This is a genomic window from Variovorax sp. FG153, assembly GCF_057809595.1.
Genome location: NZ_JBMDKG010000042.1, coordinates 33,263 through 57,025, shown reverse-complemented (window position 1 = coordinate 57,025; position 23,763 = coordinate 33,263). Strand labels below are relative to the sequence as shown.

Below are 23,763 nucleotides of genomic sequence, written 5' to 3'. Positions count from 1 at the left end.
GCCGGCTGGACGGCTTAATATTTTCGCCAGACCATGACCCACTACCTGCAAGCGCACTGCATCGACGACTTCCGCGAACTGGCCCGGCGTGCGCTGCCGCGCATGGTGTTCGACTACATCGATGGCGGCGCGGGCTCCGAGTCGAGCGTGCGCGGCAACCGCAACGCCTTCGACCGCGTCCGGCTGCTCGGCTCCGCGCCGGTCGACGTCTCGCAGCGCAGCACCGCGATGCAATTGTTCGGCCGCTCGTGGACCCTGCCGCTGATCATCGGCCCCACCGGGCTGGCGGGCGCGGCCTGGCCAGGCGCCGACTGCTGCCTGGCGCGGGCCGCTCGCGCCTTCGGCATTCCGTTCGTGATGAGCACGGCCGCCACCGCGACCATGGAAGCCGTGGCCGAGGCGGCGCAGGGCAACGCCTGGTTCCAGCTCTACGTGTTCCGCGATCGCGCGATGAGCGCGCGCCTGATCGACCGGGCGCGCGACCTCGACTTCGCGGCGCTCGAGGTGACCGTGGACAACCCGGTCGCGGGCCGGCGGCTGCGCGACGAGCGCAACGGCTTCAGCCTGCCGCTGCGCTGGACCCCGCGCAAGCTCGCGAGCGTGCTCGCGCGGCCCGGCTGGGCCTGGCGCTCGCTGCGCGCCGGCGCGCCGCGGCTCGAGCTGATGGCCGGCGAGCTCGGCCTGCGGGCCACCCATACCATCGCGCAGACCATGCAGGCCCAGCTCGACCCGTCGCTGGGCTGGGACGACATCGCCTGGGTGCGCGAGCGCTGGCCCGGCAAGCTGATCGTCAAGGGCCTGCTCGATCCCGCGCAGGGCCGCCGCGCGCAGCAGCTCGGCGTCGATGCCATCGTGATCAGCAACCACGGCGGGCGGCAGCTCGACGGTGCCGTCGCGCCGATCGAGATCCTGCCCGAGTTCGCGAGCGAGACCGGTGGCCGCCTGCCGCTGCTGCTCGACAGCGGCGTGCGCACCGGCAGCGACATCGCACGCGCGCTCGCACTGGGCGCCACCGCCGTGCAGATCGGGCGGCCCACGCTCTACGCGGTCGCCTCGGGCGGCGAGCCGGCCGTTGCCAGGGCGCTGGCCCTGCTCAAGGAGGAATTCGAGGTCTGCCAGTGCCTGATGGGCGCCGGCAGCGTGGCGTCGATCGGCGCCCACATGGTGCGGGGGGCCGCTCCCGTGGCACCGCGACAGGAGACGGCATGAACATCGAGCGACTGCACACCGACGAACGCATGAGCCAGGCAGTGGTGCATGGCGGCATCGTCTACCTCGCCGGCCAGGTGGACCTGGTGCAGCCCGCGGCGACCGTTGGCGAGCAGATGGCGCGCATCCTGCTGCGCATCGGCGCGCTGCTGGCGCAGGCGGGCTCGAACAAGTCGAGGCTGTTGAGCGCCACCATCTGGCTCGCCGACATCGACGGCTTCGCCGAGATGAACCGCGCGTGGACCGACTGGCTGCCGCCCGGATGCGCACCGGCGCGCGCGACCGTGGGTGCGCGGCTCGCGCTGCCCGCGCTGCTGGTCGAGGTGGCCGTAGTCGCCGCCATCGGCACCGACTGACATTCCCTCCCTCCCTCGACGCCCATGAGCACAACCCCCGCGCACACCGCCATCAGCCGGCGCCAGACCATCGTCGCCACCACCATCGGCAACGGCCTCGAGATCTTCGACTTCACCGTCTACGGTTTTCTCGCGCTGGTGATCGGCAAGCTGTTCTTTCCCACCTTCAGTGGCTACGGCCAGCTGCTGCTCACGGTCGCGACCTTCGGCGTCGGCTTCATCATGCGGCCGCTGGGCGGCATCGTGATCGGCGCCTATGCCGACCGCGCGGGCCGCAAGAAGGCCATGACGCTCACCATCTTCCTGATGGCGCTGGGTTGCGCGGTGATCGCCTTCACTCCAACCTACGCGAGCATCGGCGTCGCTGCGCCGGTGCTGATCGTGCTGGCGCGGCTGATCCAGGGCTTCTCGGCCGGTGGCGAGGTCGGCGCCTCCACCACGTTGCTGGTGGAACATGCCACGCCGCGCAACCGCGGCTACATGGCGAGCTGGCAGTTCGCGAGCCAGGGCCTGGGCGTGATGCTCGGCGCGGTGGTGGTGGGCACGCTGACCTTCACGCTGTCGCCGCAATCCATGGAAAGCTGGGGCTGGCGCGTCCCCTTCTTCATCGGCATGCTGATCGCGCCGGTGGGCATGTACATCCGCCGCCACCTGCACGAGTCGCTCGAGATCGCGCCCGATGCGAGCGCGAAGCCGCGCGAGAGCAGCCTGCGGATCGTCTGCACGCAGCATGGCGGCACGGTGCTCGCGGCCATCCTCACCATGGTGGGCGGCACCACGGCCGCCTATGTGATCACCTTCTACATGCCGACCTACGCGGTGCGCGAGCTGGGGCTGGCGCCCTCGGTGGCGCTGTTCGGCGCGGCGATCACGGGCCTGATCCTGTTCGTGGTGTCGCCGCTGGTCGGTGCGCTGTCGGACCGCATGGGGCGCAAGCCGCTGATCCTCTGGAGCCGCGTGTTCCTCGTACTGCTGATCTACCCGGGTTTCCTCTGGCTCAATGCCTCGCCCACGCCCGCGGTGCTGTTCACCGTGCTCGGCGTGCTGAGCCTGGGCCTCGTGGGCCAGACCGCGCCGAGCATCACGATGCTGCCCGAGATGTTCCCGAAGGCGGTGCGCGCCAGCGGCATGTCGCTGGTCTACAGCGTGGGCGTGGCGCTGTTCGGCGGTTTCGCGCCCTTCATCAGCACCTGGCTGCTCGATGCCACCGGCAGCAAGCTCGCGCCGGCCTGGTACCTGGTCGCGATGACCGCGGTCTCCTTGCTGGGGCTGATCTGGCTGCGCGACCATACGGGCCGCGACATCGACGCGGCCGGTGCGCACGCCTGAAAACACTCGCCTCTTCTTCGAAGCTTTCCATGACCATCTCCCATCACGGCAGCGCCGCCACGCGGCATTTCTCGGGCACCTACGTCGAGGCCCGCGCCAAGTTCCTCGAGGCCGCGCACGCTCGCGGCGCTTCGATCGAATCCTTCGTCAATGAAGCCCATCGCGGCGCGCTCGGCGAGGAACTCGCGACCGACGTCGCGCTGCTGGGCACCATCGACGCCAAGAAGCTGCTGCTCGTGACTTCGGGAACGCACGGCCCCGAGGGCTTCTGCGGCTCGGGCACGCAGGTCGCGACCCTGCATGACGACGACCTGCTCGCGCGCCTGCAGCAGGCCGGCGTGGCGCTGCTGCTGGTGCATGCCGTCAATCCGCACGGCTTCTCGCACCTGCACCGCACCAACGAGGACAACATCGACCTCAACCGCAACCACATCGACTTCGGCGCGCCGCTGCCGGTGAACGCCGAGTACACCGACGTCGAACCGCTGGTGCTGCCCGCGAGCTGGCCGCCGACGCCGGCCGACGAGGCGGCCGTGGCCGCCTACATCGACAAGCACGGCATGCGCGCCTTCCGCGCCGCCGTCACCAAGGGCCAGTACGTCTCGCCCGACGGCCTGTTCTACGGCGGCACCGCGCCCTCGTGGAGCAACAGGACCATCCGTTCGATCCTGCGCAAGTACGCGGCCTCGGCCACCCACATCGGCTGGATCGACGTGCACACGGGCCTGGGCCCCTATGGCCATGGCGAGAAGGTATACCCGGGCCGCAACGCGCCCGAGGACCTCGCGCTCGCGCGCGCCTGGTGGGGTGCCGACGTCTTCGCGCTGTTCGGCGAGGACTCCGTGTCCGCGCATGTGTCGGGGCCGGTGGTTTCCGCCGCCTACGACGAATGCCCACGGGCGCGCATCGCGCCCATGGGCCTCGAGTTCGGCACCATCCCCGTCGACGACATGCTGTTGCGGTTGAGCGCCGATACCTGGCTGCGCCGCCATCCGGAAGCGCCCGAGTCGCAGCGGCGCGAGATCCGCCAGCAGCTGCGCGATGCCTTCTACTGCGACAACGACGAGTGGAAGGGCATGGTGCTTGGGCAGACGCGCGTGGTGCTGCTGCAGACCTTGCAGGGCTTGCGCGAGGCCTGACCGTTCAGGCCGTCCGCAGCCGCTCCAGGTCGGCGATCAACGCCGGCCCCGTCGGCTGCCATCCCAGGGTCTCGCGCGTCCACGCGCTGGAGGCGGGCAGGTCCATCCCCGCGAACATCGCGAGCCAGCCGAAGAAGCCCGGTGCTTCGTCGGCCGTGAGGGAGCGGACCGGCAGTTGCAGCCGACGCCCGAGCGCCTCGGCGATCTCGCGCATCGCCACGCCTTCCTCGGCCACCGCGTGGTACTTCGCGCCCGGCGCCGCCTTCTCGACCGCGAGCCTGAAGAGCCGCGCCACGTCGAGCACATGCGCCGCGGGCCAGCGGTTGAGGCCATCGTCGACATAGGCGCAGGCGCCCTTGTCGCGGTACATCTCGATCAGCGGGCTGATCAGGCCCTGGCGCGCCGTGTCGTGCACCTGCGGCAGCCGCACGATCGACACGTTCACGCCATGCGCCTTGGCGGCGGCATTGGCCGCTTCCTCCGAGGCCGCGCGCGGATGCGTGTCGGCGCCCACGGTCGGATGGTCTTCCTTCGCCGGCTGGCCCGCCACCGTGTTGGCGATGCCGGTGCCGGAGGTGACGACCAGCGGCCGATCGGAGCCCGCGAGCGCCGCGGCCAGCGCATCGATGACCCGGCGGTCGTCCTCGCAGTTCTGCACGAAGCGCGAGAAGTCGTGGTTGAAGGCCAGGTGGATCACACCGTCGGCGCGCTCCACGCCGGCGCGCAGGCTGCCGGCGTCCTCCAGGGTGCCGTGCAGCACCTCGGCGCCGGCGGCCTTCAAGGCGGCGGCCTTCTCCTGTGAACGGCTCAGGCCGATCACCTGGTGGCCGGCCGCCACCAGTTCCTTGACGACGGGCAGGCCGATGAAACCGGTCGCGCCGGTGACGAACACTCGCATGGGAAAGATCTCCAGGTTGGGTTGGCGGCCAGTCTCCGACCGCGAGCCATCCCGGTAAAGTAGTGACGTTATCGTGGTATGGCGGCTAACAGCATGAGCGCAATGGCAAACGGCAATCCGGCGGACGGCAATGCCCTGGGCAACTACCTGAAGGATCGCCGCGCCCGGCTCGATCCCGCGGCCTTCGGCTATTCGCCGGATCGGCGTCGAACGCCCGGCCTGCGCCGCGAGGAGGTCGCGCAGCGCGCCCACATCAGCGCCACCTGGTACACCTGGCTCGAGCAGGGCCGTGGCGGCGCGCCCTCGGCCGAGGTGCTCGAGCGCATCGCCCGGGCGCTGGTGCTCACCGAGATCGAGCGCGAGCACCTCTACCTGCTGGGCCTGGGCCGCCCGCCCGAGGTGCGCTATCGCCAGCCCGAGGGCGTCACGCCGCGGCTGCAGCGCGTGCTCGATGCGCTCCATCCCTGTCCCGCGCTGATGCGCACCGCGACCTGGGACGTGGTGGCATGGAACCGCGCCTCGAGCGTGATGCTGGTGGACTACGGCCTGCTGCCGCCCGGGCAGCGCAACATCCTGCGCTTCATCTTCCTCGACCCGCGCGCACGCGCCGCGCAGTACGACTGGCAGAGCGTGGCGCGCTTCGCGCTCGGTGCCTTCCGCGCCGACGCCACCCGCGCCGGCGCCGCGGCGCTGGTGCAGCCGCTGGTCGACGAGCTGTGCCGGCTGAGCCCCGAGTTCGACGCCATGTGGCGCGACAACGACGTGGTCGGCGTGCACGGAGAAGCGGTCAAGCACATCCGCCATCCGGTGCTCGGGCCGCTGGCCTTCGAGTACTCGTCGTTCACGGTCGATGGGCGGCCGGACCTCAGCCTGGTGGTCTACAACCCGACGACGCCGGGGGATGCGCAGAGGATCGGGGCGTTGGTGTGAAGTGGCTCTTCATCGCGCGGCTGCCGCGCGAGCCTTCCTGCGCGGCGGCTGCGTGTCCTGCAAGGCCTGCTCGACGGCCTCGCGCACGAAGGCCGTGAAGCTGCGCACCAGGGGCCGGATCATGCTGCGGTGGGGCAGCACCGCGTAGATCGTCTTGGCGCGCAGCGGGTTCCGGGGCAGCACCTCCACGAGCGTGCCGCGCGCCAGGTGCTCGGCCACATGGAAACGGTAGAAGTTGCCGATGCCCGCCCCCGCCACGCAGGCGCTGCGCAGCGCGTCTCCGTTGTCCGATAACAGCACGGCCTGCGGCCGGATCGATTGCCACTGGCCCTTGACCTCCAGGTGCCAGGTCTCGGCAACCTCCGAGAAGCGCGGGCACAGGCAGCGATGCCGCGCGAGATCATCGACCGAGCGCGGCGTGCCGTGCGACTTGAGGTAGTGGGGCGATGCGCACAGCACCTGCGGGCTCTGGGCCAGCACCAGCTGCGCCTGCTTGGTCGGCAGCTCCTCGCCGATGAACAGCGCGAGGTCGACCCGTTCGCGCACGAGATCGGGCACGTTGCTGTTCACCACGAGGTCCACGGTGGCACCGGGATGGCTCTCGAGGAATTTAGGCAGGGCCGGCGCGACGACCGCGGAGGCAAAGGAGGGCGGCGCCGTCACGCGCAGGTGGCCGCCGGCGGCCTGCTCGCCCGCGATGCCGGCCACGGCGCCCTCGAGCTGCTCGAGGATGTCCACGCAGCGCGCGTAGAAGGCCTCGCCCGCATCGGTGACGCTGATGCGCCGCGTGGTGCGGTGAACCAGCGCGGCGCCGGTCGCGCGCTCGAGCAGTTGCAGGTGCTTGGTGACCGAGGACGGCGCCATGCGCAGCTGGCGTGCGGCGGTCGTGAAGCTGTTGGCGTTCACCACCGCCACGAAGCAGCGCAGCGACAGCACGCTGGCCTGGTTCAGGAAGTCGGGCATGACCGATCATTGCATCGAATCTGGAAAAAGTATCTTCTTTCGTTTCCATATTGTGTGTAGCGAGCTCGATGCCGATCATTGCGCCAGCTTCCCCGCGACACCGAAGGAGACAAGAGATTGAACCCCCACCGCGCATGCGCGCCCGGCCGATGAGCCGCTCGATCACGCTCACGTTCGACAACGGCCCCACCTCGGCCGTGACGCCGCACGTGCTCGATGTGCTGGCGCGCCATGGCATCCGCGCGACCTTCTTCGTGCTCGGCCAGAACCTGGCCTCGAAGGAAGGCCTTGCACTCGCCTGCCGGGCGAGGGAGGAAGGCCACTGGATCGGCAACCACACCTACACGCACGACGTACCGCTCGGCGCCTCGTCCGACCCGTTCGCGCCGCAGCAGGAGATCGGCCGCACGCAGGCCCTGATCGGCGAGCTCTCGCATCCCGACAGGCTGTTCCGGCCCTTCGGTGGCGGTGGCGTCCTCGGTCCCCATCTGCTGAGCCGCGAGGCGCTCGCGTTCCTGCGCGAGGGGCGATTCACCTGCGTGCTCTGGAACTCGATCCCGCGCGACTGGGACGACCCCGAGGGCTGGCCGCGGACGGCCCTCGCGCAGGCACGCGGGCAGGACTGGACCCTCAGCGTGCTGCACGACTACGAGACGGGCGCGATGGCGCGGCTGGAGCCGTACATCGAGCAGGCCCTGGCCGAAGGCTTCCGCTTCCGGCAGGAGTTCCCGCCGGACTGCGTGCCGCTGGTGCGGGGCGTGCCCGTGCGTCCCATGGAGGCCTTCGTGTCGAACGGCCAGCCCTCTTCATTTCCCCAGGAGACATGACATGCAGAACGAACCCTCGAAGACCGGCGCGGTCATCGTCACGCCCGAGGAGGCCGAGGCGATCCGGCCCTTCGGCCTCGACATGCAGGTGCTGCTCGGCAGCGAACAGACGGGTGGCAGGCTCTCGGTGATCATGGCCTGCCACCGGCCCGGCGAGGGGCCGCCCGACCATCTGCACTTCACGCAGGAAGAATGCTTCTTCATCGTCGAAGGCACTTATGAAGTGACCGCGGGCGATACCACGCGCACGGTGGGCGCCGGCACCATCGTCTATCTGCCGCGCGGCGTCGTCCATCGCTTCCGGAACGTCGGCACCACCACGGCGCGCATGCTCGACTGGAGCGTGCCGGGCGGGCAGGACCGCTACTTCAGGGAGATCTCCGCGCTGGCGGGCCCCGGCTTCTCGGGCGAGAAGGTCGCGCTGATCAGCGAGAAGCACGACACCAACTTCCCCGCGCCGCACTGACGCTACCCGCGTCGTCCATGCAGTGATTGCAGCGATGCCGGGCCTCGCGCCGGCGCCGCGGGGACACGCACGCCCCGAGAAAAGGACTACCGATGATCGTCGAACAACGCACCTACCGCGTGCGCGCGGGCACCGTGCGCGACTACCTCCACACCTACGAGCACGAGGGTGGACTGGCGCTGCAGCGCCAGCACCTGGGCCGCATGGTCGGCTACTTCCACACCGAGTTCGGACCGCTCAACGAGATCGTCCACCTGTGGGCCTACGACGACCTCGCGGATCGCGACCGGCGTCGCGCCGCCCTGTCGGCCGATCCGCAGTGGCAGGCGTACGCGCCGAAGATCTTCCGCTTCATCGAGACGCAGGAGTCGAAGCTCCTGAAACCCGCGGCATTCAGCCCGAGCTATTGAGCGGCCGCCAGAGCCCAGGAGACATACATGAGCCATTCCTATTCCCATCCTCTTTCCATTCGCCGGCTGTTGGCCGCGAGCGTGCTCGCGCTGGCGAGCGTCGCGGCCACCGCCCAGGCGAACTGGCCGACGCGGCCCATCCGCATCGTCATCGGCCTGCCCGCCGGCCTGGCCGCGGACGTCATCGCGCGCATGTACGGCGAGAAGCTGTCGAAGGCGCTCGGCCAGCCGGTGGTCGTCGACAACAAGCCCGGCGCCACCGGCAACATCGCGCAGGACACGGTGGCCAAGGCGCCGGCCGACGGCTACACGCTGCTCTACGCAGTCTCGAATTCCTTCGTGAGCAACCCCCACGCCTTCGCCAGGCTGCCCTTCGATGTCGACAAGGATTTCGCGCCCGTCGCGCAGACGGTGCGCAACGGCCTGTACCTCGTGACCGCGAGGGACTTCCCGGCCAGGACGCTGCAGGAAGCGATGGCGCTGGCGCGCGCGGCGCCCGGCAGATACAGCTATGCCTCGTACGGGCTCGGTGGCTTTCCGCACCTGGTCATGGAGCTGGTCCTGGCGCAGGAGAAGGTCGAGATGCTCCACGTGCCCTACAAGGGCGGCGCGCTGACCGACGTGGCGGCCGGCACCGTTCCGCTGGTCTGGGCGCCCGCGAAGACGCCGCGCGAGATCGTCGTTCGCCTGAACGAGGAGATCACCCGTGCGAGCCGCGATCCCGCGCTGATCGAGAAACTGCGGCTCGCCTATGCCGAGCCCGTGGTCTCGACGCCCGATCAGATGGCGGCGGAGGTCCGGCGCGAGTCGGTGCGCTGGCGCCAGCTGATCCGCGACAAGAACATCCGCCTCGATTAAGCGAGCGGCCCGGTCGCTAGGTCTGCACGTACCCCACGCCCTTCGCGCTCGGCGCCGGCAGCGTCTCGCCCATCATCTCGCGCACGCTCGCCTCGATGGTGTGCGACATCGCATCGAGCGCGAGGTCGTTGGGCTCCATGCCGAAGGGTTCCTCGATCTCCGCGCCGAGCGCCTCGAGCGCGAAGAAGGTGTAGGCGATGAAGGCCACCACCACCGGCGTCATCGCGCCGATCGCATCGACCAGCCCGAAGGGCAGCAGCACGCAATAGAGGTAGATGGTGCGGTGGATGATGACCGCGTAGGTGAACGGGATCGGCGTACCCGCGATGCGCTCGCAGCCGCCGAGTGCCTCGGTGAGCCGGCCCAGCGGCAGCTCGATGGCCTGCGCGAGTTCGGGCGCGAGCCGGCCCTGCAGGCGCTGCGCCTGCAGCCATTCGCCGACCATCAGCAGCAGTACCGCGGGCTTGAAGCGCACGGACCGAAGCCGCGAGCAGTCCTCTTCCGGCAGCAGGCGCGCGAGGTCGGCCGCGGCATCGGTGCCGCGCAGTTGATGCCGCAAGGCATGCACGAAGGCGATGAGTCGCGCGACCGGCAGCTCGATGCCCTCGCGCGAGGGCAGCAGCGTGATCAGCTGGCGCACCAGCGTGCGCGTCTCGTTGAGCAGCGTGCCCCAGAGCGTGCGCGCCTCCCAGTAGCGCGCGTAGCTCGTGCCATTGCGAAAGCCCAGAAAGATGGCGAGCGTGAGGCCGATCAGCGAGAAGGGCACGAAGTTCAGCGGCACCTTCCACTGGAACAGCCGGCCGTGCAGCACGGTCACGAGGACCGCGAAGCCGGTGGTCCACAACAGCTGCGGCACGATCGACGACAGCACCGAGCCGTGCCAGACGAACAGCATGCGCAGCCAGTGGGGACGGGGGCGGACGATCATGGGGCGGCCATTATCGCCAGCGCCGCGGCCGGTGCGTCGTCGGCCTACAGGCGGCCCGCGCGGCGTTTGCAAGAATGCACCCGGCGATCTGTTCGTCGACCGATGAATGAACCAGGAGGAAGATACGCATGCAACACCGTCTCTCATGGCCGGTTTCCGGCCTCGCCCTGCTCGGCGCTCTCGTGGCCTTCCAGGCCCGTGCGCAAAGCGATGCCCAGGTCTATGACAACGCGATCGAGCAGGCGGCGCTCGTGTGTCCGGGCCACTCCGCCGAGCGCACCCGGCCCGGCATCCGCGCCGTGGGCGTCGGTGCCCTGCGCGTGCTCGCGCAGCGCCGCATCACCATGTGCCCCGACCGCCGCCTCGACGCCGCCACGCCGGTGGTCTGGTATGGCCGCGCGGGTGTCTTCGCGTGGAATCCCGAGGTCAAGGAGGCCGTGGCGCTGGTCGCGTCCAGGGTCGATGCGATGACGCGCAAGGACGAGTTCCCGGCCGACACGCTGGTGTGGAAGGCCGACGGCAGCGAGGCCAAGGGCGTGACCGTGCCGATGTTCGAGCGCAGGGCGCGGCCCGCTGGCGGCTGAGGAACCGGTCGCTCCCGACGCGCTTCACTTCGTGCGGCGGCGGTCGAAAAAGGCCTGCCGCCAGGGCATGACGCGCACCGAGGCGAACAGGCCGCCTTGCGCGAAGGGGTCGTCGCCGATGAAGCGTTCCGCGTCCGCGCGGTCGTCGGCGTCCACGATGATCAGCGCGCCGATCGCGCGGCCGTGCTCGTCGAGCACCGCGCCGCCGGCCAGCATGCGTTCCTGCCGCTCGCTCAGGTAGTCGAGGTGCGCCGGCTTGAGCGATTCGCGCAGCGCCTGTGCGTCGGGCTGGTCGAGCGCGAGGATGACGTAGGGCATGCGGCGCTCGGCTCAGCTCGGCGTGATGCCGGCCTTGGCGATGATCTCGCCCCAGGTCTTCATCTCGCGCGCGATGAAGGCCTGGAACTCCGCCGGCGTGCTGCCCACTGGCTCGGCGCCGTTCACCGTCAGCGCCTCGCGCGTGGCGCGCGTCTGCAGGGCCTTGCGCACCTCGGCGCTCAGGCGTTCCACGATGGCCGCGTCGGTGCCCGCTGGCGCGAGCACGCCGGTCCAGGCGCTGACGTCGAAGGGCTTGCCCGTGGCCTCGGCGACGGTGCGCACCTCGGGCAGCGAGGGCGAACGCCGCGCGGTCGACGCGGCCAGCGCGCGCAGCTTGCCCGACTTCACGAGCGGTGCCGCCGCGACCACGTTCGCGAACATCAGGTCGACGTGGCCGCCCATCAGGTCGGCCAGCGCGGGGCCGGTGCCCTTGTAGGGCACGTGCGTCATCGTCACGCCCGACTGCAGCGCCAGCAGCTCCATCGACAGGTGGTCGGCCGTGCCGCTGCCGGTGGATGCGAAGGACAGCCGCTTCGAGCGTGCCGCCGCGAGCGCGTCCTCGAAGGACTGGATCGACGAGGTGGACGAGGCCACCATGATGAACGGCGACTGCACCGCGAGGCCGATCGGCGCGAAGGCCTTCGCGGTGTCGAAGGGCATGGTCTTCATCATCCACGGGTTGGTGGCATGCGGCACGCTCGCGACCAGCAGCGTGTAGCCGTCGGGCGCCGCCTTGGCCACCAGTTCCGAGCCGATCAAGGTGCTGGCACCGGGCTTGTTGTCGACGAAGAAGGACTGGCCCATCGACTCCGACAGCCCCATCGCGATCGCGCGCGCCACCACGTCGGTGCCGCCACCCGCGGTGAAGGGCACGACCACGCGCACCTGCCGGCTCGGATAGGGCGCCGCGGCGCGTGCCGGCGGCAGGGCGGCAGCAGCGCAGGCGCCGGCCAGGGTGGCGATGAATTCGCGGCGGATCATGGGTGTCTCCAAGGGTGTTCCAGTGCGCGTGCCTCGGGGCTACGCGTTGAAATGCAGCCGCAGGCCCGGCTCGGGCCAGGGCAGCGAGGCGAGCTGCCCCGTGCCCGACAGCGTGACGTAGGCGGTCTGCATGGCCGGCCCGCCGAAGCAGAGATTGGTGACGTAGCTGTCGGGGAAGACCACCTGCCGCAGCAGCGTGCCGTCGGGCGCGATGACAGAGACCGCGCCGGTGATCAGCGTGGCCACGCAGATGTTGCCGCCGGCCTCGAGCGCGAGGCTGTCGAAGCGCTGGAAGCCCGGCAGTCCGCAGACGATGCGCCCGCCATGCGGCGAGGGAAAGGGATGCTTGCGCACCACGCCGGGCTCGACGATGTCGAAGGCCCACAGCCGCGCCGTCTCGGTCTCGGCCACGTAGAGCACGCGCGCGTCGGGCGAGAGGCCGATGCCGTTCGGCGACAGCAGCGGATAGGCCACCTCGACGATGCGCGAGCCGTCGGGCAGCGCGTAGTAGACGCCGCCGTAGTCGCGCAGCCGCGCATGCTTCTTGCCGAAGTCGGTGAGATAGAAGCCGCCGTTCGCATCGAAGACGAGGTCGTTCGGCGACGACAGCCGATGGTCGTCGCAATGCGTGTAGAGCAGTGTGTGCTCGCCCGTGCGCAGGTCGAAGCGGCGGATGCTGCCGCCTTCGTAATCGGCCGCGGGCCCGGTCGAGGTGAAGCGGCCCGGCACATAGGCGCTGCCGCCGTTGTCGCAGACGTAGAGCGCGCCGTCGGGTCCGATCGCCGCGCCGTTCGGACCGCCGCCGCAGTCGGCGACGACGTGGCGCTCGCCATCGGGCGAGATCCGCACGACGAGGCCCGCGCGCATCTCGACCAGCAGCACCGAGCCGTCGCCCAGCGCCACCGGCCCTTCAGGAAATTGCAGACCCTCGGCCAGAATTCTCATGCGTTCCTTCGTGCCGCCTTCGATGCCATGCGGCTCGAAAAGGGCTTGTCTCTCGATGATTCGAGCGCTGAAGATACGTGAGGGGCCGTGGCGGCTCAATCACAATTAACTCATGCGAGAAATGATCAAAAGTCATTGCTCGCGGGCGCGAGCCGGGGCTCAGACGGCGCGCTCGGACGGCGCGTTCAGGCGGCGCGTTCAGGCGGCGCGGATCCAGCGACCGGACGCGGGGTCCGGCGTCGCCGCTTCGCCGTTCACCAGCACCTGTTCTTCCGTCAGCCGCGATGCGCTCGAGGGATCGACGTCGAAGCGGATCCCCATCGCGCGGACCAGCGCCTCGTCCTCGATCGGCAGCTCCCAGGTCAGGAACACCTGCAGGGTGTCGCGCTCCGCGCCGAAGTCCTTGGCATCGAAGCCCTCGCCATCGCGCCGAATGACGGCATGCGGCTGGCAGGTGTCGAACAGCATCACCGTGCCGCGCGCGAGCGGAATGCGCACGCCGGCCGATGGAAAGTGCACGTCGAGGCCGAGGTCCTCGCCGAGGAAGAGGTTGCAGAAGAGCGCGCCGCCGTACTGCGCGCCGTCGTGGTGATAGCGCGCGCCGCGGCAGGCCATCAGCGCCACGTCGGCGTCGCCTGGCAAGCCGGGCAGTCCTCGTGATCGGGCCCAGTCGGCCACCGCCTGCACGCAGCGGCCGTAGTCGGGCCAGCGCGTTCTCGCGCGCGCCAGCGACAGGGGCTCGACGTCGCCGGGCTCGAGCATCAGCTGCGTGATCGCGTCGCGCCGCCAGTCGACCACCAGACGCGCCGGCGGCTCGGGAATCTCCAGCCGCGACGTGAGCACGACATCGCTCACGCTGCGGCTGCGCAAGGCATCGCCGTGCCAGAAGCAGCAGGTCAGGCGCTCAGGCATGGCGAGGTGGGAAAGGGACGGGAGCCATCGGCCGGCAGTGTAGGGCTCGATGGATGGCGAGGCCGCTCCTTCAAGGTCGCTCGGCGCGCCACCAGGCCAGCACGGCGCCGAGCAGCACCAGCACGGCCAGCACCGCGGGCACGGCGGCGATCGCGCCGTGAAAGGCCTCGGCCGCCTCCGCGCCGCCCGAGGCCAGCGCGCCGAACTGTCCGGCCGCCACGGCGTTGAGCATCTCGCGCGTCACGGGCTCGCCACTGGCGGCCGCGAGCCGCGGCGCCAGGGCCTGCACCAGCACCGCGCCCGGCACGATGGCGCCGAGCGCATCGCCGAGCAGCCGCAGCACGTTGAAGGTGGCCGAGCCGGTGCCGGCCAGCGCGTTCGGCAGGCTGGCCATCGCAAGGTAGTCGAGCAGGCCGTAGAGGCAGCCGGCGCCGCTGCCGCAGAGGGCTAGTGCCAGCCATTCGAGCGCGGCGGGACGCGAGAGATCGGCCCACGCTGCGTAGAGCAAGCCCAGGCCGATCGCCATCGCGAGGCAGCCGCCGACCAGCACGGCTCGCGTGCCGGTGTGCACGGCCAGGCGCGAGGCGAGGGCCGGCATCACCATCGCGGGCATCAGCAGCGCGAGCAGGGTGCGTCCCGCATGGTCCGCGTCGTGGCCGCGCGCTGCCTGCTGGTGCAGCGGCACGTAGATGAACATCGCGACCCACACCGTGGTGAACAGCAACGTGAGCAGGCAGGCGAACACGAAGCCGCGGTTGCGCAGCAGGGCGGGTGGCAGCAGTGGTGCCGGGTGCCGGCGTTGCGAGCGCGCGAACAACGATCCCGCGACGAGCGCGATCGCCAGGCAGGCGAGCACGGCGCTCGCGCCCCAGCCACGCTCGGCGCCGAGGATGCCGAAGGCCATCGCGGCCGCAATGGTCACGAAGCCCAGCACGGCGCCCACGAGATCGAAGCGCGCGCCCGCCGCCCGGCCCGCATGGCCGCGGAAATTCCACAGCGCCAGCGCAAGCGCGGCCAGCACCAGCGGCAGATGGATCGCGAGCGCCGCGCGCCAGCCGCCTTGCGCGGCCGCGGCGCCCGAGAACAGCGCGCCCAGCGTGAGCCCGACGCCACCGCAGCTGCCGAGCCAGCCGAAGGCACGCTTGCGTTCGGCCTCGCCATGGAACACGGCCGTGAGCGCGGCCGGACCGCTGGCCGCGAGCAGCGCGCCACCGGCACCCTGCAGGAAGCGCGCGGCCAGCAGCCATTCGGTGCGCGTGGCCAGCACGGCCATCAGCGTGAAGGCGCTGAAGATCGCGCAGCCCGCGATGAAGCTGCTGCGCTGGCCGATGCGGTCGGCGAGCGCGCCGGCCGGCAGCAGGAAGGCGGCGAAGCTCAGCACGAAGAGGTTGAGCACCCATTGCAGCGCGCCGAAGCCGATGCCGAAGGCCGCGCCGATCGGCACCAGCGCCACGCCCGCAGCGGTGATCGACATCGCGATCGCGGCCATCGAGAGGCAGGCGGCGGCCAGGGTGGCGCCACGTGTGGCGGCATCGGCCGGGGCCGGCGTCGGGGTGGTGAGAATGGAGGTCGGCATCGGCGGGCGGATCGTCAAACCGCGCAGGCTACGCATTCGCGGCGGCGGCCGCGATACCGGCACTGGCACGCCGCGTTGCAGCCGTGGAACGCGCCGCCGCGCCACGCTCGAGGGAAACGCAAGAAAGGCATCGACAGCATGGTGGAAGACCTCAACGACCTGCTCCTGTTCGCCCGCGTGGTCGAGGCGGGTGGCTTCTCGGCGGCCGAGCGCGAGACCGGCACGCCCAAGTCGCGCCTGAGCCGGCGCGTGGGCGCGCTCGAGAAGCAGCTCGGCGTGCGGCTGATCCAGCGCTCGGCGCACCGCTTCCAGGTCACCGACGTGGGCGAGCGCGTCTACCGCCACGCGCGCAGCATGGCCGACGAGGCGCAGGCGGTGCGCGCCACCGTCGACGAGACGCTGGGCGAGCCCGCTGGGCCGGTGCGCATCAGCGCTTCGCCGGTGTCGGGCGAGCTGCTGCTCGGCGGCTGGCTCGGCGAATTCAGCCTGCGGCATCCGAAGGTGCGCATCACGCTCGACCTGTCGAACCGCTTCGTCGATCTGCTGGGCGAACGCATCGACCTCGCGATCCGCTATGCGAGCCAGCCGCTGGCCTCGGCCGACATCGTCGCGCGGCCGATCGGCGTGGGGCGCATGGAGCTGGTGGGCGCGCCCTCGCTGCTGGCGGCGCATGGCGAACCCACCGAGCCGGCCGACCTGCATCGCTTTCCGGCGCTGGGCCAGGGCGGCGGGCCCGACAGCGTGCGGCCCTGGGCGCTGGTCGATGCCGACGGCCAGGCGCTGCTGCACCATCCGCAGCCGCTCTTGATTAGCGACAACTACCAGGCCCTGCGCGAGGCCGCATTGCGCGGCGCGGGCCTGGTGCAACTGCCGCTCGAGGCCTGCCGCGATGCGCTGGCCGATGGCCGGCTGCGCCGCGTGCTGCCGGCCTGGCCCTCGCTGGCCACGCAGGCCTACGTGCTGTACCCGAGCCGCAAGGGCATGAGCTCCGCGGTGCGCGCGGTGCTGGCCTTGCTCGAGCAGAAGTACCGCGAACTCGAGCCGCCCGGCGCGGCCTGAGAGGGCGCGCGCCGCCGCTGGCGTTGCAGCGGCGGCAACGCCCCGTTGCGTCCGCATGGCTCGTGCAACGCGCCGCGCGGCCCTACCTTCGAAGCTTCCTTGTCATCCCTCTTCGCGAAGAAAGAAGCTTCCTCATGAACACACAGAACCAGAAGATCGCCGTCGTCTCCGGCGGCTCGCGCGGCATCGGCGCCGCCGTGGCGCGCCGCCTCGCGCGCGACGGCATCACCGTCGCGCTGCTGCACCGGAGCAATGCCGCCGCGGCCGAGGCCGTGGTGCGCGGCATCGTCGCCGAGGGCGGCCGCGCATCCGCGTTCCAGGCCGACGTCACCGACGAGGCCGCGGCGAACGCCGCCGTGGCCGCCATTGTCGAGACCTACGGCCACATCGACATCCTCGTGCATGCGGCCGGCACCTTCGTCGCGGCGCCGTTGGGCGAGCTCACGCGCGCCATGTTCGTCGAGCAGATGGACACCCATGCGTGGAGCACCATCGTTCTGACGCAGGCCGTGCTGCCGCACATCCCGAAGGCGGGCGGCGCCATCGTCAACGTGTCGACCGACCTGGTCCACATCCCCGGTGGCGGCACCGCGCTGTATTCCGCGGCCAAGGGCGCGGTCGAAGTGCTCACCAAGGGCTTCGCGATGGAGCTCGGCGCGCGCAACATCCGCGTCAACGCGGTGGCGCCCGCCATCACGCGCACCGACATGACCTCGGGCATCCCGGCCGATCACCTGCGCGAGGAGACCGCGCTCACGCCGCTGGGCCGGCTGGCCGAGCCCGAGGACATCGCCGACGTGGTGGCGTTCCTCGCGTCGAACGATGCGCGCTGGGTGACGGGGCGCACGGTGCTGACGGACGGCGGGCGGATCTAGGTGCGTAGGCCCGACAGGTTGTTTCGGCGCCAGGTCGGGTCTCGAATGACCACAAGTTGGTCCGCCCTTCGTGCAGATGCTTTGCGCAAATCGTTGCGACGCGGGTGCCGTTAGCCTGAGTGCCACCTGACGGTTCGCGGCGGAGAAGGAAAGAACCGCGTTGGCGAGAAATTCTCTTCGCTGCTGTCAGCGCCGATTTCTCGGTGCCCGTTAGGTTCTTCCTGTGCTGCGGCGCACGCAGATCCGGAAGAGCAATGAGCAAGAGATCTTCATTCTTCGTTGTCGAAATTTCGGCGATGACGTTGGCACTCCTGGCCGCAGGTTGTGTCGTGCAGCCACCGCTGGTGTCCCATGCGACGGTCCAACCCGTGCCTGTCGCCGCCGTTGCTCCGCGTGTCGTGAGCGTGTATGTCGATCCGCCGCTGTATCAGCCCCCGCCGATTGCGGTGGCATGGGCCCCGCCGCCCATGTTGGTGGAGAGACCGCCGTCACCTCCCTTCGCGGGAGCGGTCTGGACTGGCGGCTATTGGACATGGCAGGGCAACTGGGTATGGGCCGCGGGACGTTGGGCCATGCCGCCCGAACCAGGCTATGCCTGGGTACAGCCGTACTACGAGCATCGCGATGGAGTCGTGGTCTTCATCACCGGCCACTGGTCGGGACCGGGCGTCGCGTTCATTCCGCCGCCGCCGGGTGTCAGTCTGGTGGTTTCAGCCGCGGCGGCAGGCGTGGTGGCCGGGCTCGCACCCATCGGACCGCAGGGCGTATTCGTTCCCGCACCGCCCGGCTCGCGGCTCGGCTTGATCGTGCCGGCACCCGTGGGAACTCCACCCGCGGTGGTCGTCAGCGCGCCGCCGGTGACCAACGTCGGCATGCGCGTGCAGAACACGACCATCTACAACGTGACGAACACGACGACGAACGTCACCAATGTCACGAACATCAACAACACGCGCACGGTCACAGTGGTGGCGCCCGCCAGCGCAACGGCCAGTGGCCGCTCCTTTGAAGCAGCAGTTTCGGCAAGTGCCCATCTGGCCGCCGCGTTGCCCTCGGTGGTGCATGCGGTGGCCCCCGTCCCGGAGAGCGCGAAGCCGGTCGCGGCACTTGTGCCTGGTCATCCGCCCGCCGCGGCCCGGCCTGTCGAGCCCGCGCGACAGACAGTCGCGGTGCCGCCGCAGATTCCCGCTGCGCCCGTTGAGGCGCATCCTCGGGTCGCGCCACCCCCTGTTGCGGCCAAGGCGGCCGAGCCCGCGGTGCCGGCCGCGGCCTCCGCTCGGCTGGCACCTGAAGCACCGCGAAGGGCGGAACCCGTGATCGGCGGACAGCAGCGCCCGCAGTCTGTTGCCCCCGCATCGATCGAGAGCGCGCGCCAGGTCAATGCATCGCGCCGATCGGATGAGCAACAGGCCTTGCGCATGCGTGAGTCGACGCCCAGAGAGCATCCGGCATCTCCTCCGCACGTCCAGGCGGGGCGCCCGGCGGCTTCGCCCGAGCATGTCGAGCAGCCCAGGAAGGAAGAGCACCGAGAGTAGGACAGCGGTACCGCGCGGGGCTGTTTGCCCGTCCGGTGGGCGCAAAAAGCTGCGTGACATGGTTTCTTGCGTTGCATGGCTCTCGTGCATGCATGCTGCGAGCAACGGACCCGAGCCATTGCGCGCACCTGCCGCGAAGAAGGCCATGCAAGTCGATGCCCGGCAGCACGAAAGCACGGCTGCGAGGCCACGTCGCATGGTCAAAGCAATTCGCCGTTGACGCTGTGCGCTTCGATCGCCCACCCACTGTCCGTGGCGAGCGGAGAGGCCGGGCCTTGCGCCTGTACCTGATCTCCGGGCTTCAGTTGCAGGCGCTCCATTCCCTGCGGACGGAGGTGAACGAAATCGCCGCTGTCCAGAACAACGCCATTGGCGGCGCCATGCTTGGCAAAGTTCAGGCGCACGACCTTCCCATGCACCTGCGTTTGCGGTTCGGCCGTTCTGGTCGCGCGACCGTCGACGGCCGCCAATCGCTCGAAGTGGTAGACGAAGTGTTCGCCGTCGCCCTTCGGCGAAGGTCCGGTTTCGCGGCCTTCGACGACCAGCGCCTGGTCGCGACGAAGGCTCAGCAACAGGGTGACGCTCGAGCTGTCGTGGGGATCGACCACGAACTGCGTGACGATGCCTTCCGTGTCGATCAACAGCCCTTCGATGCCGCCTTTGGGGCTGTAAAGCAGGTGCTGGAAGCGGCCCTCCACGGACCAGATGTCGTCGTGCTCGGCGGGATGATGGTGTGGCATTTGGAGGTTCTCGAAGCTCTTGTGTCGTGGGAAAGGTGCTGGCAGCTCTTTCAGGAGGCTGGTCGCACCATCGGGCGCGGCAGATGCGGTACGCGCTGCCGCCTTTCGCAGTAGCGCGCAACGTGCCAGCACCGGAATCCTTTGAAATCAACGACTTGAGACCGCCGTTGCTGCGACATCCGGATGATTCGGGGACAGCGGGCGTCCGTTTCCCGGACACCGGCAGCACCGCGCATCCTCGCATCGATGGCGCGGGCCGCGCGTGCATGGCCCGGGCGCCGCAAGGATGTCATCCCCGCTTCATGCGCACTTTCCACGATCCCTGCTTTTCATAAGAGGGGATCAGTCTTGAAACGCATTCTGAGCGCGTCCGCATTGGCGGCCGCGATGTTGCTCGCCGCCTGCGGCGGCGGTGGTGGTTCGTCGGTGGCCTTCATTCCGCCGCCCGCATCGGGTGGCGGCGGCGATACGCCCGCCACGCCCACGGCCCAGCCGATGGATCTGACGATCCTGCACATCAACGACCACCATTCGAACCTCGACAGCAAGACCAAGACCTTGCAGCTGCGCAGCGCCAGCGGCGGCGCGCCCGGTCCGGTGCAGGTCGACGCGGGCGGCTTCCCGCGCGTCGCCGCCGCCATCGAGGCACTGGCCGCGAAATCGACCAACGTGCTGAAGCTGCACGCGGGCGACGCGCAGACCGGCACGCTCTACTTCAACCGCGCGGGTGCGGATGGCGAGGCCGATGCCGCGCTGATGAACACGGTCTGCTTCGATGCCTTCACGCTCGGCAACCACGAGTTCGACAAGGGCGACAGCGGCCTGAAGAAGTTCATCGACTTCCTGCACAAGGGCGCGTGCAAGACGCCGGTGCTGAGCGCCAACGTCAACTTCGGTGCGAAATCCGCGCTCCATCCCTCGAAGGCGCCGGGCTACGTCGACAAGTCCATCGTCGTGCAGCGCGGCGGCCAGTCGATCGGCCTCGTGGGCCTGACGATCGCGGCCAAGACCAAGGCTTCGTCGAGCCCCGACCCCGACACCACCTTCGAGGACGAGGCCGTCGCGGCCCAGCGCGAGATCGATGCGCTGAAGGCGCGCGGCGTGAACAAGATCATCGTGATGAGCCACATCGGCTACGAGTACGACAAGACCGTGATCGCCAAGCTCAGCGGCGTGGACGTCGTGGTCGGCGGCGACTCGCACACGCTGGTCGGTCCTGCCGCGCTGACGGCCTATGGCGTGGGCTCGCCCGCGGGTGCCTATCCCACGCGCGCGACCGACAAGGACGGCAAGCCCGTCTGCCTGGTGCAGGCCTGGGAATACAGCCAGGTGGTGGGCGAGCTCAAGGTGTCCTTCGACGCCCAGGGCAACGTGACGAACTGCGCCGGCACGCCGCACGTACTGATCGGCGACGAGTTCAGGGTCGGCACTTCGTCCACCTCCACGCCGCCGCCGCTGGCCACGCCCGAACAGAAGACCGCGATCCTAGCCGACATCGCGGCGAGCGGCTTCCTGCGCATGACCACGCCCAGCGTGGCGGCCACGGCGGTGCTCAAGCCCTTCAAGGACAAGGTGGATGCGTTCACGAAGAGCGAGGTGGCCACGGTGCCGGTCGAGCTCTGCTCGCGCCGCGTGCCGGGTGGCGTCGGCAGCACCGACTACAGCCGCTCGAGCGCGGCCTGCAATGCACTGGGCGAGGTCAGCCTGCGCGGCGGCGACATCCAGCAGCTGGTGGCCCAGGCCTATGTCGACGTGGCCAATGCCGAGTACGGCGGCGCCGACATCTCGCTGCAGAGCGGCGGCGGCGTGCGCGTGCCGCTCAACGGCCGCGTGACCGCGGCGAACGTGATCGAGGTGCTGCCCTTCGGCAACATGCTGTTCCGCCTCGACGTTACCGGCCAGGAGGTCAAGAACATGCTCGAGGACGGCATGCAGGCGGTCTACGGTCCCAACGGTTCGACCGGCCCGTATCCCTACACCGGCAACCTCCGCTTCGACGTGAACGCGACCAGGGCCGAGGGCAGCCGCGTCACCAACATCGAGGTGCGCAATGCCGCCGCCAACACCTGGGGCCCGCTGGACCTGACGAAGACCTACAAGCTCTTCGTGCTGAGCTTCAATGCCACGGGCGGCGATGGCTACAAGACCCTGGCGGCCATTCCCGCGGCGCGCCGTCTCGACATTGGCGTGCTCGACGCGGACGTGTTCCAGACCTACATCGACCGTCAGGCCAAGGACGCCGGAACGGGGCTGCCGCAGCTGCGCAAGCTCGACGGGGCGCTGTACAGCACCAAGTCGTACGTGCAGCCCTGACGGGCCGAACCGGCGGGCCGCGTCGTGCGGCTCGCCGCTCCAGCTTCGCCGCCACCGGACAGACATCCGCTGGCGGCGAATTCCTTTTCAATCCAAGTTGGTGCAGATTCGAACCTTATCCCTACGAATTTCATTACTTTGGTGCATAACTTTGAGCCATTCGTGCATGAGAATGCACGATTTTGGTCATACCGCACCTTTTTGGAGATAGAGGAATGAAGCACGCCAGCGCCCAAGACTTCCTGGCCAATGTGGCCCAGCGCAATCCCGGGCAGCCCGAATACCTGCAGGCCGTGACGGAGGTCATCCAGAGCCTGTGGCCCTTCATCGCTCAGCATCCGCGCTACCAGACGCAGGCGCTGCTGGAGCGGCTGGTGGAGCCCGAGCGCGTGATCACCTTCCGTGTCTGCTGGACTGACGATCACGGCGACGTGCAGGTCAACCGCGGCTACCGCATCCAGCACAGCCTGGCCATCGGCCCGTACAAGGGCGGCCTGCGTTTCCATCCGTCGGTGAACCTGTCGATCCTCAAGTTCCTGGCCTTCGAGCAGACCTTCAAGAACGCGCTGACCACGCTGCCGATGGGCGGCGGCAAGGGCGGCTCCGACTTCAATCCCAAGGGCCGCAGCCAGGGCGAGGTCATGCGCTTCTGCCAGGCCTTCGCCACCGAGCTGTTCCGCCACGTGGGCGCCTACACCGACGTGCCCGCGGGCGACATCGGCGTGGGCGGGCGCGAGGTGGGCTACCTCACCGGCATGGTCAAGAAGCTCACCAACCGCGCCGACTGCGTGTTCACCGGCAAGGGCCTCTCGTTCGGCGGCTCGCTGATCCGGCCCGAGGCCACGGGCTACGGCAACGTCTATTTCGCGCAGGAGATGCTGCAGACGCGCGGGCTCGGCTTCGAGGGGCTGCGCGTGTCGGTCTCGGGTGCGGGCAACGTCGCCCAGTACACGATCGAGAAGGCCATGGCGCTCGGGGCCAAGGTGGTCACGGTGTCCGACTCCAGCGGCACGGTGGTCGACGAGTCGGGCTTCACCGCCGAGAAGCTCGCGGTGCTGATGGACGTGAAGAACCACCACTACGGCCGCGTGAGCGACTACGCCGAGCGCGTCGGTGCGAAGTTCGTCGCCGGTGCCACGCCGTGGCATGTGCCGGTCGACGTCGCGCTGCCCAGCGCGACCCAGAACGAGCTCGACGTCGAGGATGCGAAGACGCTGGTGAAGAACGGCGTGGTCTGCGTGGCCGAGGGCGCGAACATGCCGTCCACCATCGAGGCGGTCAAGGTGTTCGAGGCGGCCAACGTGCTGTATGCGCCGGGCAAGGCCAGCAACGCCGGCGGCGTGGCCACCTCGGGCCTGGAGATGAGCCAGAACGCAGCGCGCCTGTCATGGCCGCGCGAGGAGGTCGATGCGCGCCTGCTGCAGATCATGCGCAGCATCCACGAGGCCTGCCTGGCCCACGGGCGCCGCGAGGACGGCCGCGTGAGCTATGTCGACGGGGCGAACGTGGCGGGCTTCGTCAAGGTGGCGGATGCGATGCTGGCGCAAGGCGTCGTTTGAGAGACAGGGTCGAGAGACTTCATTCAGTTCAGAATGGATCCTTCGTGTTCGCG

At 69.7% G+C, this 23,763-nt stretch carries 24 protein-coding genes; 15 read left to right on the top strand and 9 right to left on the bottom strand.

Annotated elements, in window-relative coordinates; genetic code table 11:
• Positions 1-33 precede the first annotated feature (33 nt).
• The 4 genes from ACODT0_RS32490 to ACODT0_RS32475 are packed head-to-tail and all read left to right on the top strand — an operon-like array spanning position 34 to position 4,033.
• A complete protein-coding gene (locus ACODT0_RS32490) occupies positions 34-1,209 on the top strand; it encodes an alpha-hydroxy acid oxidase (protein WP_413765182.1) in 1,176 nt (391 codons plus the stop codon).
• Positions 1,206-1,565 carry a RidA family protein gene (locus ACODT0_RS32485; protein ID WP_489043148.1) on the top strand — a complete coding sequence of 120 codons (360 nt, stop codon included), beginning with the start codon at positions 1,206-1,208 and terminating at the stop codon, positions 1,563-1,565. Before ACODT0_RS32490 ends, ACODT0_RS32485 begins: the two co-directional genes overlap by 4 nt.
• A gap of 24 nt (positions 1,566-1,589) precedes the next feature.
• Positions 1,590-2,894, top strand: coding sequence for an MFS transporter (locus ACODT0_RS32480; RefSeq protein WP_489043147.1), 1,305 nt, complete (start codon positions 1,590-1,592; stop codon positions 2,892-2,894).
• A 29-nt stretch (positions 2,895-2,923) separates the two neighbouring features.
• A complete protein-coding gene (locus ACODT0_RS32475; RefSeq protein ID WP_489043146.1) occupies positions 2,924-4,033 on the top strand; it encodes a M14 family metallopeptidase in 1,110 nt (369 codons plus the stop codon).
• Positions 4,034-4,037: 4 nt separating this feature from the next.
• On the opposite strand, the gene ACODT0_RS32470 is transcribed toward ACODT0_RS32475, so the two are convergent.
• Positions 4,038-4,931 (bottom strand): SDR family oxidoreductase, encoded by an 894-nt coding sequence (locus ACODT0_RS32470; protein ID WP_296736711.1) that lies wholly within the window; start codon positions 4,929-4,931, stop codon positions 4,038-4,040.
• A 93-nt stretch (positions 4,932-5,024) separates the two neighbouring features.
• Between ACODT0_RS32470 and ACODT0_RS32465 the strand changes: the two genes are divergently transcribed.
• Positions 5,025-5,861 (top strand): helix-turn-helix transcriptional regulator, encoded by an 837-nt coding sequence (locus tag ACODT0_RS32465; protein ID WP_296736714.1) that lies wholly within the window; start codon positions 5,025-5,027, stop codon positions 5,859-5,861.
• A gap of 9 nt (positions 5,862-5,870) precedes the next feature.
• Here the strand turns inward: ACODT0_RS32465 and ACODT0_RS32460 are convergent, their stop codons facing one another.
• Entirely contained in the window at positions 5,871-6,824 is a 954-nt protein-coding gene (locus ACODT0_RS32460) for a LysR family transcriptional regulator (protein ID WP_093353091.1), read from the bottom strand.
• Between the two features lie 149 nt (positions 6,825-6,973).
• Here ACODT0_RS32460 and ACODT0_RS32455 point away from each other — a divergent pair, with 149 nt between their 5' ends.
• The 4 genes from ACODT0_RS32455 to ACODT0_RS32440 all read left to right on the top strand — a co-directional run bounded on the left by ACODT0_RS32455 (position 6,974) and on the right by ACODT0_RS32440 (position 9,385).
• Positions 6,974-7,651, top strand: coding sequence for a polysaccharide deacetylase family protein (locus ACODT0_RS32455; RefSeq protein ID WP_296736736.1), 678 nt, complete (start codon positions 6,974-6,976; stop codon positions 7,649-7,651).
• A gap of 1 nt (position 7,652) precedes the next feature.
• Complete coding sequence (locus tag ACODT0_RS32450; RefSeq protein ID WP_296736738.1) at positions 7,653-8,117, top strand: cupin domain-containing protein; 465 nt, start codon at positions 7,653-7,655, stop codon at positions 8,115-8,117.
• Between the two features lie 92 nt (positions 8,118-8,209).
• A complete protein-coding gene (locus tag ACODT0_RS32445) occupies positions 8,210-8,527 on the top strand; it encodes an NIPSNAP family protein (RefSeq protein WP_093353100.1) in 318 nt (105 codons plus the stop codon).
• Positions 8,528-8,554: 27 nt separating this feature from the next.
• Complete coding sequence (locus tag ACODT0_RS32440) at positions 8,555-9,385, top strand: Bug family tripartite tricarboxylate transporter substrate binding protein (protein ID WP_489043145.1); 831 nt, start codon at positions 8,555-8,557, stop codon at positions 9,383-9,385.
• Between the two features lie 16 nt (positions 9,386-9,401).
• On the opposite strand, the gene ACODT0_RS32435 is transcribed toward ACODT0_RS32440, so the two are convergent.
• Complete coding sequence (locus ACODT0_RS32435; RefSeq protein WP_296736746.1) at positions 9,402-10,313, bottom strand: bestrophin family protein; 912 nt, start codon at positions 10,311-10,313, stop codon at positions 9,402-9,404.
• Between the two features lie 128 nt (positions 10,314-10,441).
• Here ACODT0_RS32435 and ACODT0_RS32430 point away from each other — a divergent pair, with 128 nt between their 5' ends.
• Entirely contained in the window at positions 10,442-10,897 is a 456-nt protein-coding gene (locus ACODT0_RS32430; protein ID WP_296736749.1) for a hypothetical protein, read from the top strand.
• 24 nt (positions 10,898-10,921) lie between these two features.
• On the opposite strand, the gene ACODT0_RS32425 is transcribed toward ACODT0_RS32430, so the two are convergent.
• From ACODT0_RS32425 to ACODT0_RS32405, 5 genes are all read right to left on the bottom strand, one after another.
• Positions 10,922-11,215 carry a YciI family protein gene (locus ACODT0_RS32425; protein ID WP_413765192.1) on the bottom strand — a complete coding sequence of 98 codons (294 nt, stop codon included), beginning with the start codon at positions 11,213-11,215 and terminating at the stop codon, positions 10,922-10,924.
• Positions 11,216-11,227: 12 nt separating this feature from the next.
• Positions 11,228-12,196: a tripartite tricarboxylate transporter substrate binding protein gene (locus ACODT0_RS32420; protein ID WP_296736754.1), complete on the bottom strand. Its 969-nt coding sequence runs from the start codon at positions 12,194-12,196 to the stop codon at positions 11,228-11,230.
• Positions 12,197-12,235: 39 nt separating this feature from the next.
• Positions 12,236-13,141: an SMP-30/gluconolactonase/LRE family protein gene (locus ACODT0_RS32415; protein WP_296736758.1), complete on the bottom strand. Its 906-nt coding sequence runs from the start codon at positions 13,139-13,141 to the stop codon at positions 12,236-12,238.
• 198 nt (positions 13,142-13,339) lie between these two features.
• Positions 13,340-14,053: a hypothetical protein gene (locus ACODT0_RS32410; protein WP_296736761.1), complete on the bottom strand. Its 714-nt coding sequence runs from the start codon at positions 14,051-14,053 to the stop codon at positions 13,340-13,342.
• Between the two features lie 70 nt (positions 14,054-14,123).
• Positions 14,124-15,629 (bottom strand): MFS transporter, encoded by a 1,506-nt coding sequence (locus tag ACODT0_RS32405; protein ID WP_296736763.1) that lies wholly within the window; start codon positions 15,627-15,629, stop codon positions 14,124-14,126.
• A gap of 138 nt (positions 15,630-15,767) precedes the next feature.
• Between ACODT0_RS32405 and ACODT0_RS32400 the strand changes: the two genes are divergently transcribed.
• The 3 genes from ACODT0_RS32400 to ACODT0_RS32390 all read left to right on the top strand — a co-directional run bounded on the left by ACODT0_RS32400 (position 15,768) and on the right by ACODT0_RS32390 (position 19,098).
• Positions 15,768-16,688: a LysR substrate-binding domain-containing protein gene (locus ACODT0_RS32400; protein ID WP_365958331.1), complete on the top strand. Its 921-nt coding sequence runs from the start codon at positions 15,768-15,770 to the stop codon at positions 16,686-16,688.
• Between the two features lie 134 nt (positions 16,689-16,822).
• A complete protein-coding gene (locus ACODT0_RS32395; protein WP_296736766.1) occupies positions 16,823-17,563 on the top strand; it encodes an SDR family NAD(P)-dependent oxidoreductase in 741 nt (246 codons plus the stop codon).
• A 254-nt stretch (positions 17,564-17,817) separates the two neighbouring features.
• A complete protein-coding gene (locus ACODT0_RS32390; RefSeq protein WP_296736769.1) occupies positions 17,818-19,098 on the top strand; it encodes a hypothetical protein in 1,281 nt (426 codons plus the stop codon).
• Positions 19,099-19,298: 200 nt separating this feature from the next.
• Here the strand turns inward: ACODT0_RS32390 and ACODT0_RS32385 are convergent, their stop codons facing one another.
• Positions 19,299-19,838, bottom strand: coding sequence for a hypothetical protein (locus tag ACODT0_RS32385; protein WP_296736772.1), 540 nt, complete (start codon positions 19,836-19,838; stop codon positions 19,299-19,301).
• A 387-nt stretch (positions 19,839-20,225) separates the two neighbouring features.
• On the opposite strand from ACODT0_RS32385, the gene ACODT0_RS32380 reads away from it, so the two are divergent.
• Both ACODT0_RS32380 and gdhA read left to right on the top strand, forming a co-directional pair.
• The gene (locus ACODT0_RS32380; protein ID WP_296736880.1) at positions 20,226-22,151 is read left to right on the top strand and encodes a bifunctional metallophosphatase/5'-nucleotidase; all 1,926 of its coding nucleotides are present in this window, start codon (positions 20,226-20,228) and stop codon (positions 22,149-22,151) included.
• Positions 22,152-22,366: 215 nt separating this feature from the next.
• Complete coding sequence (gdhA, locus tag ACODT0_RS32375) at positions 22,367-23,710, top strand: NADP-specific glutamate dehydrogenase (protein WP_479668962.1); 1,344 nt, start codon at positions 22,367-22,369, stop codon at positions 23,708-23,710.
• Positions 23,711-23,763: the final 53 nt, after the last annotated feature.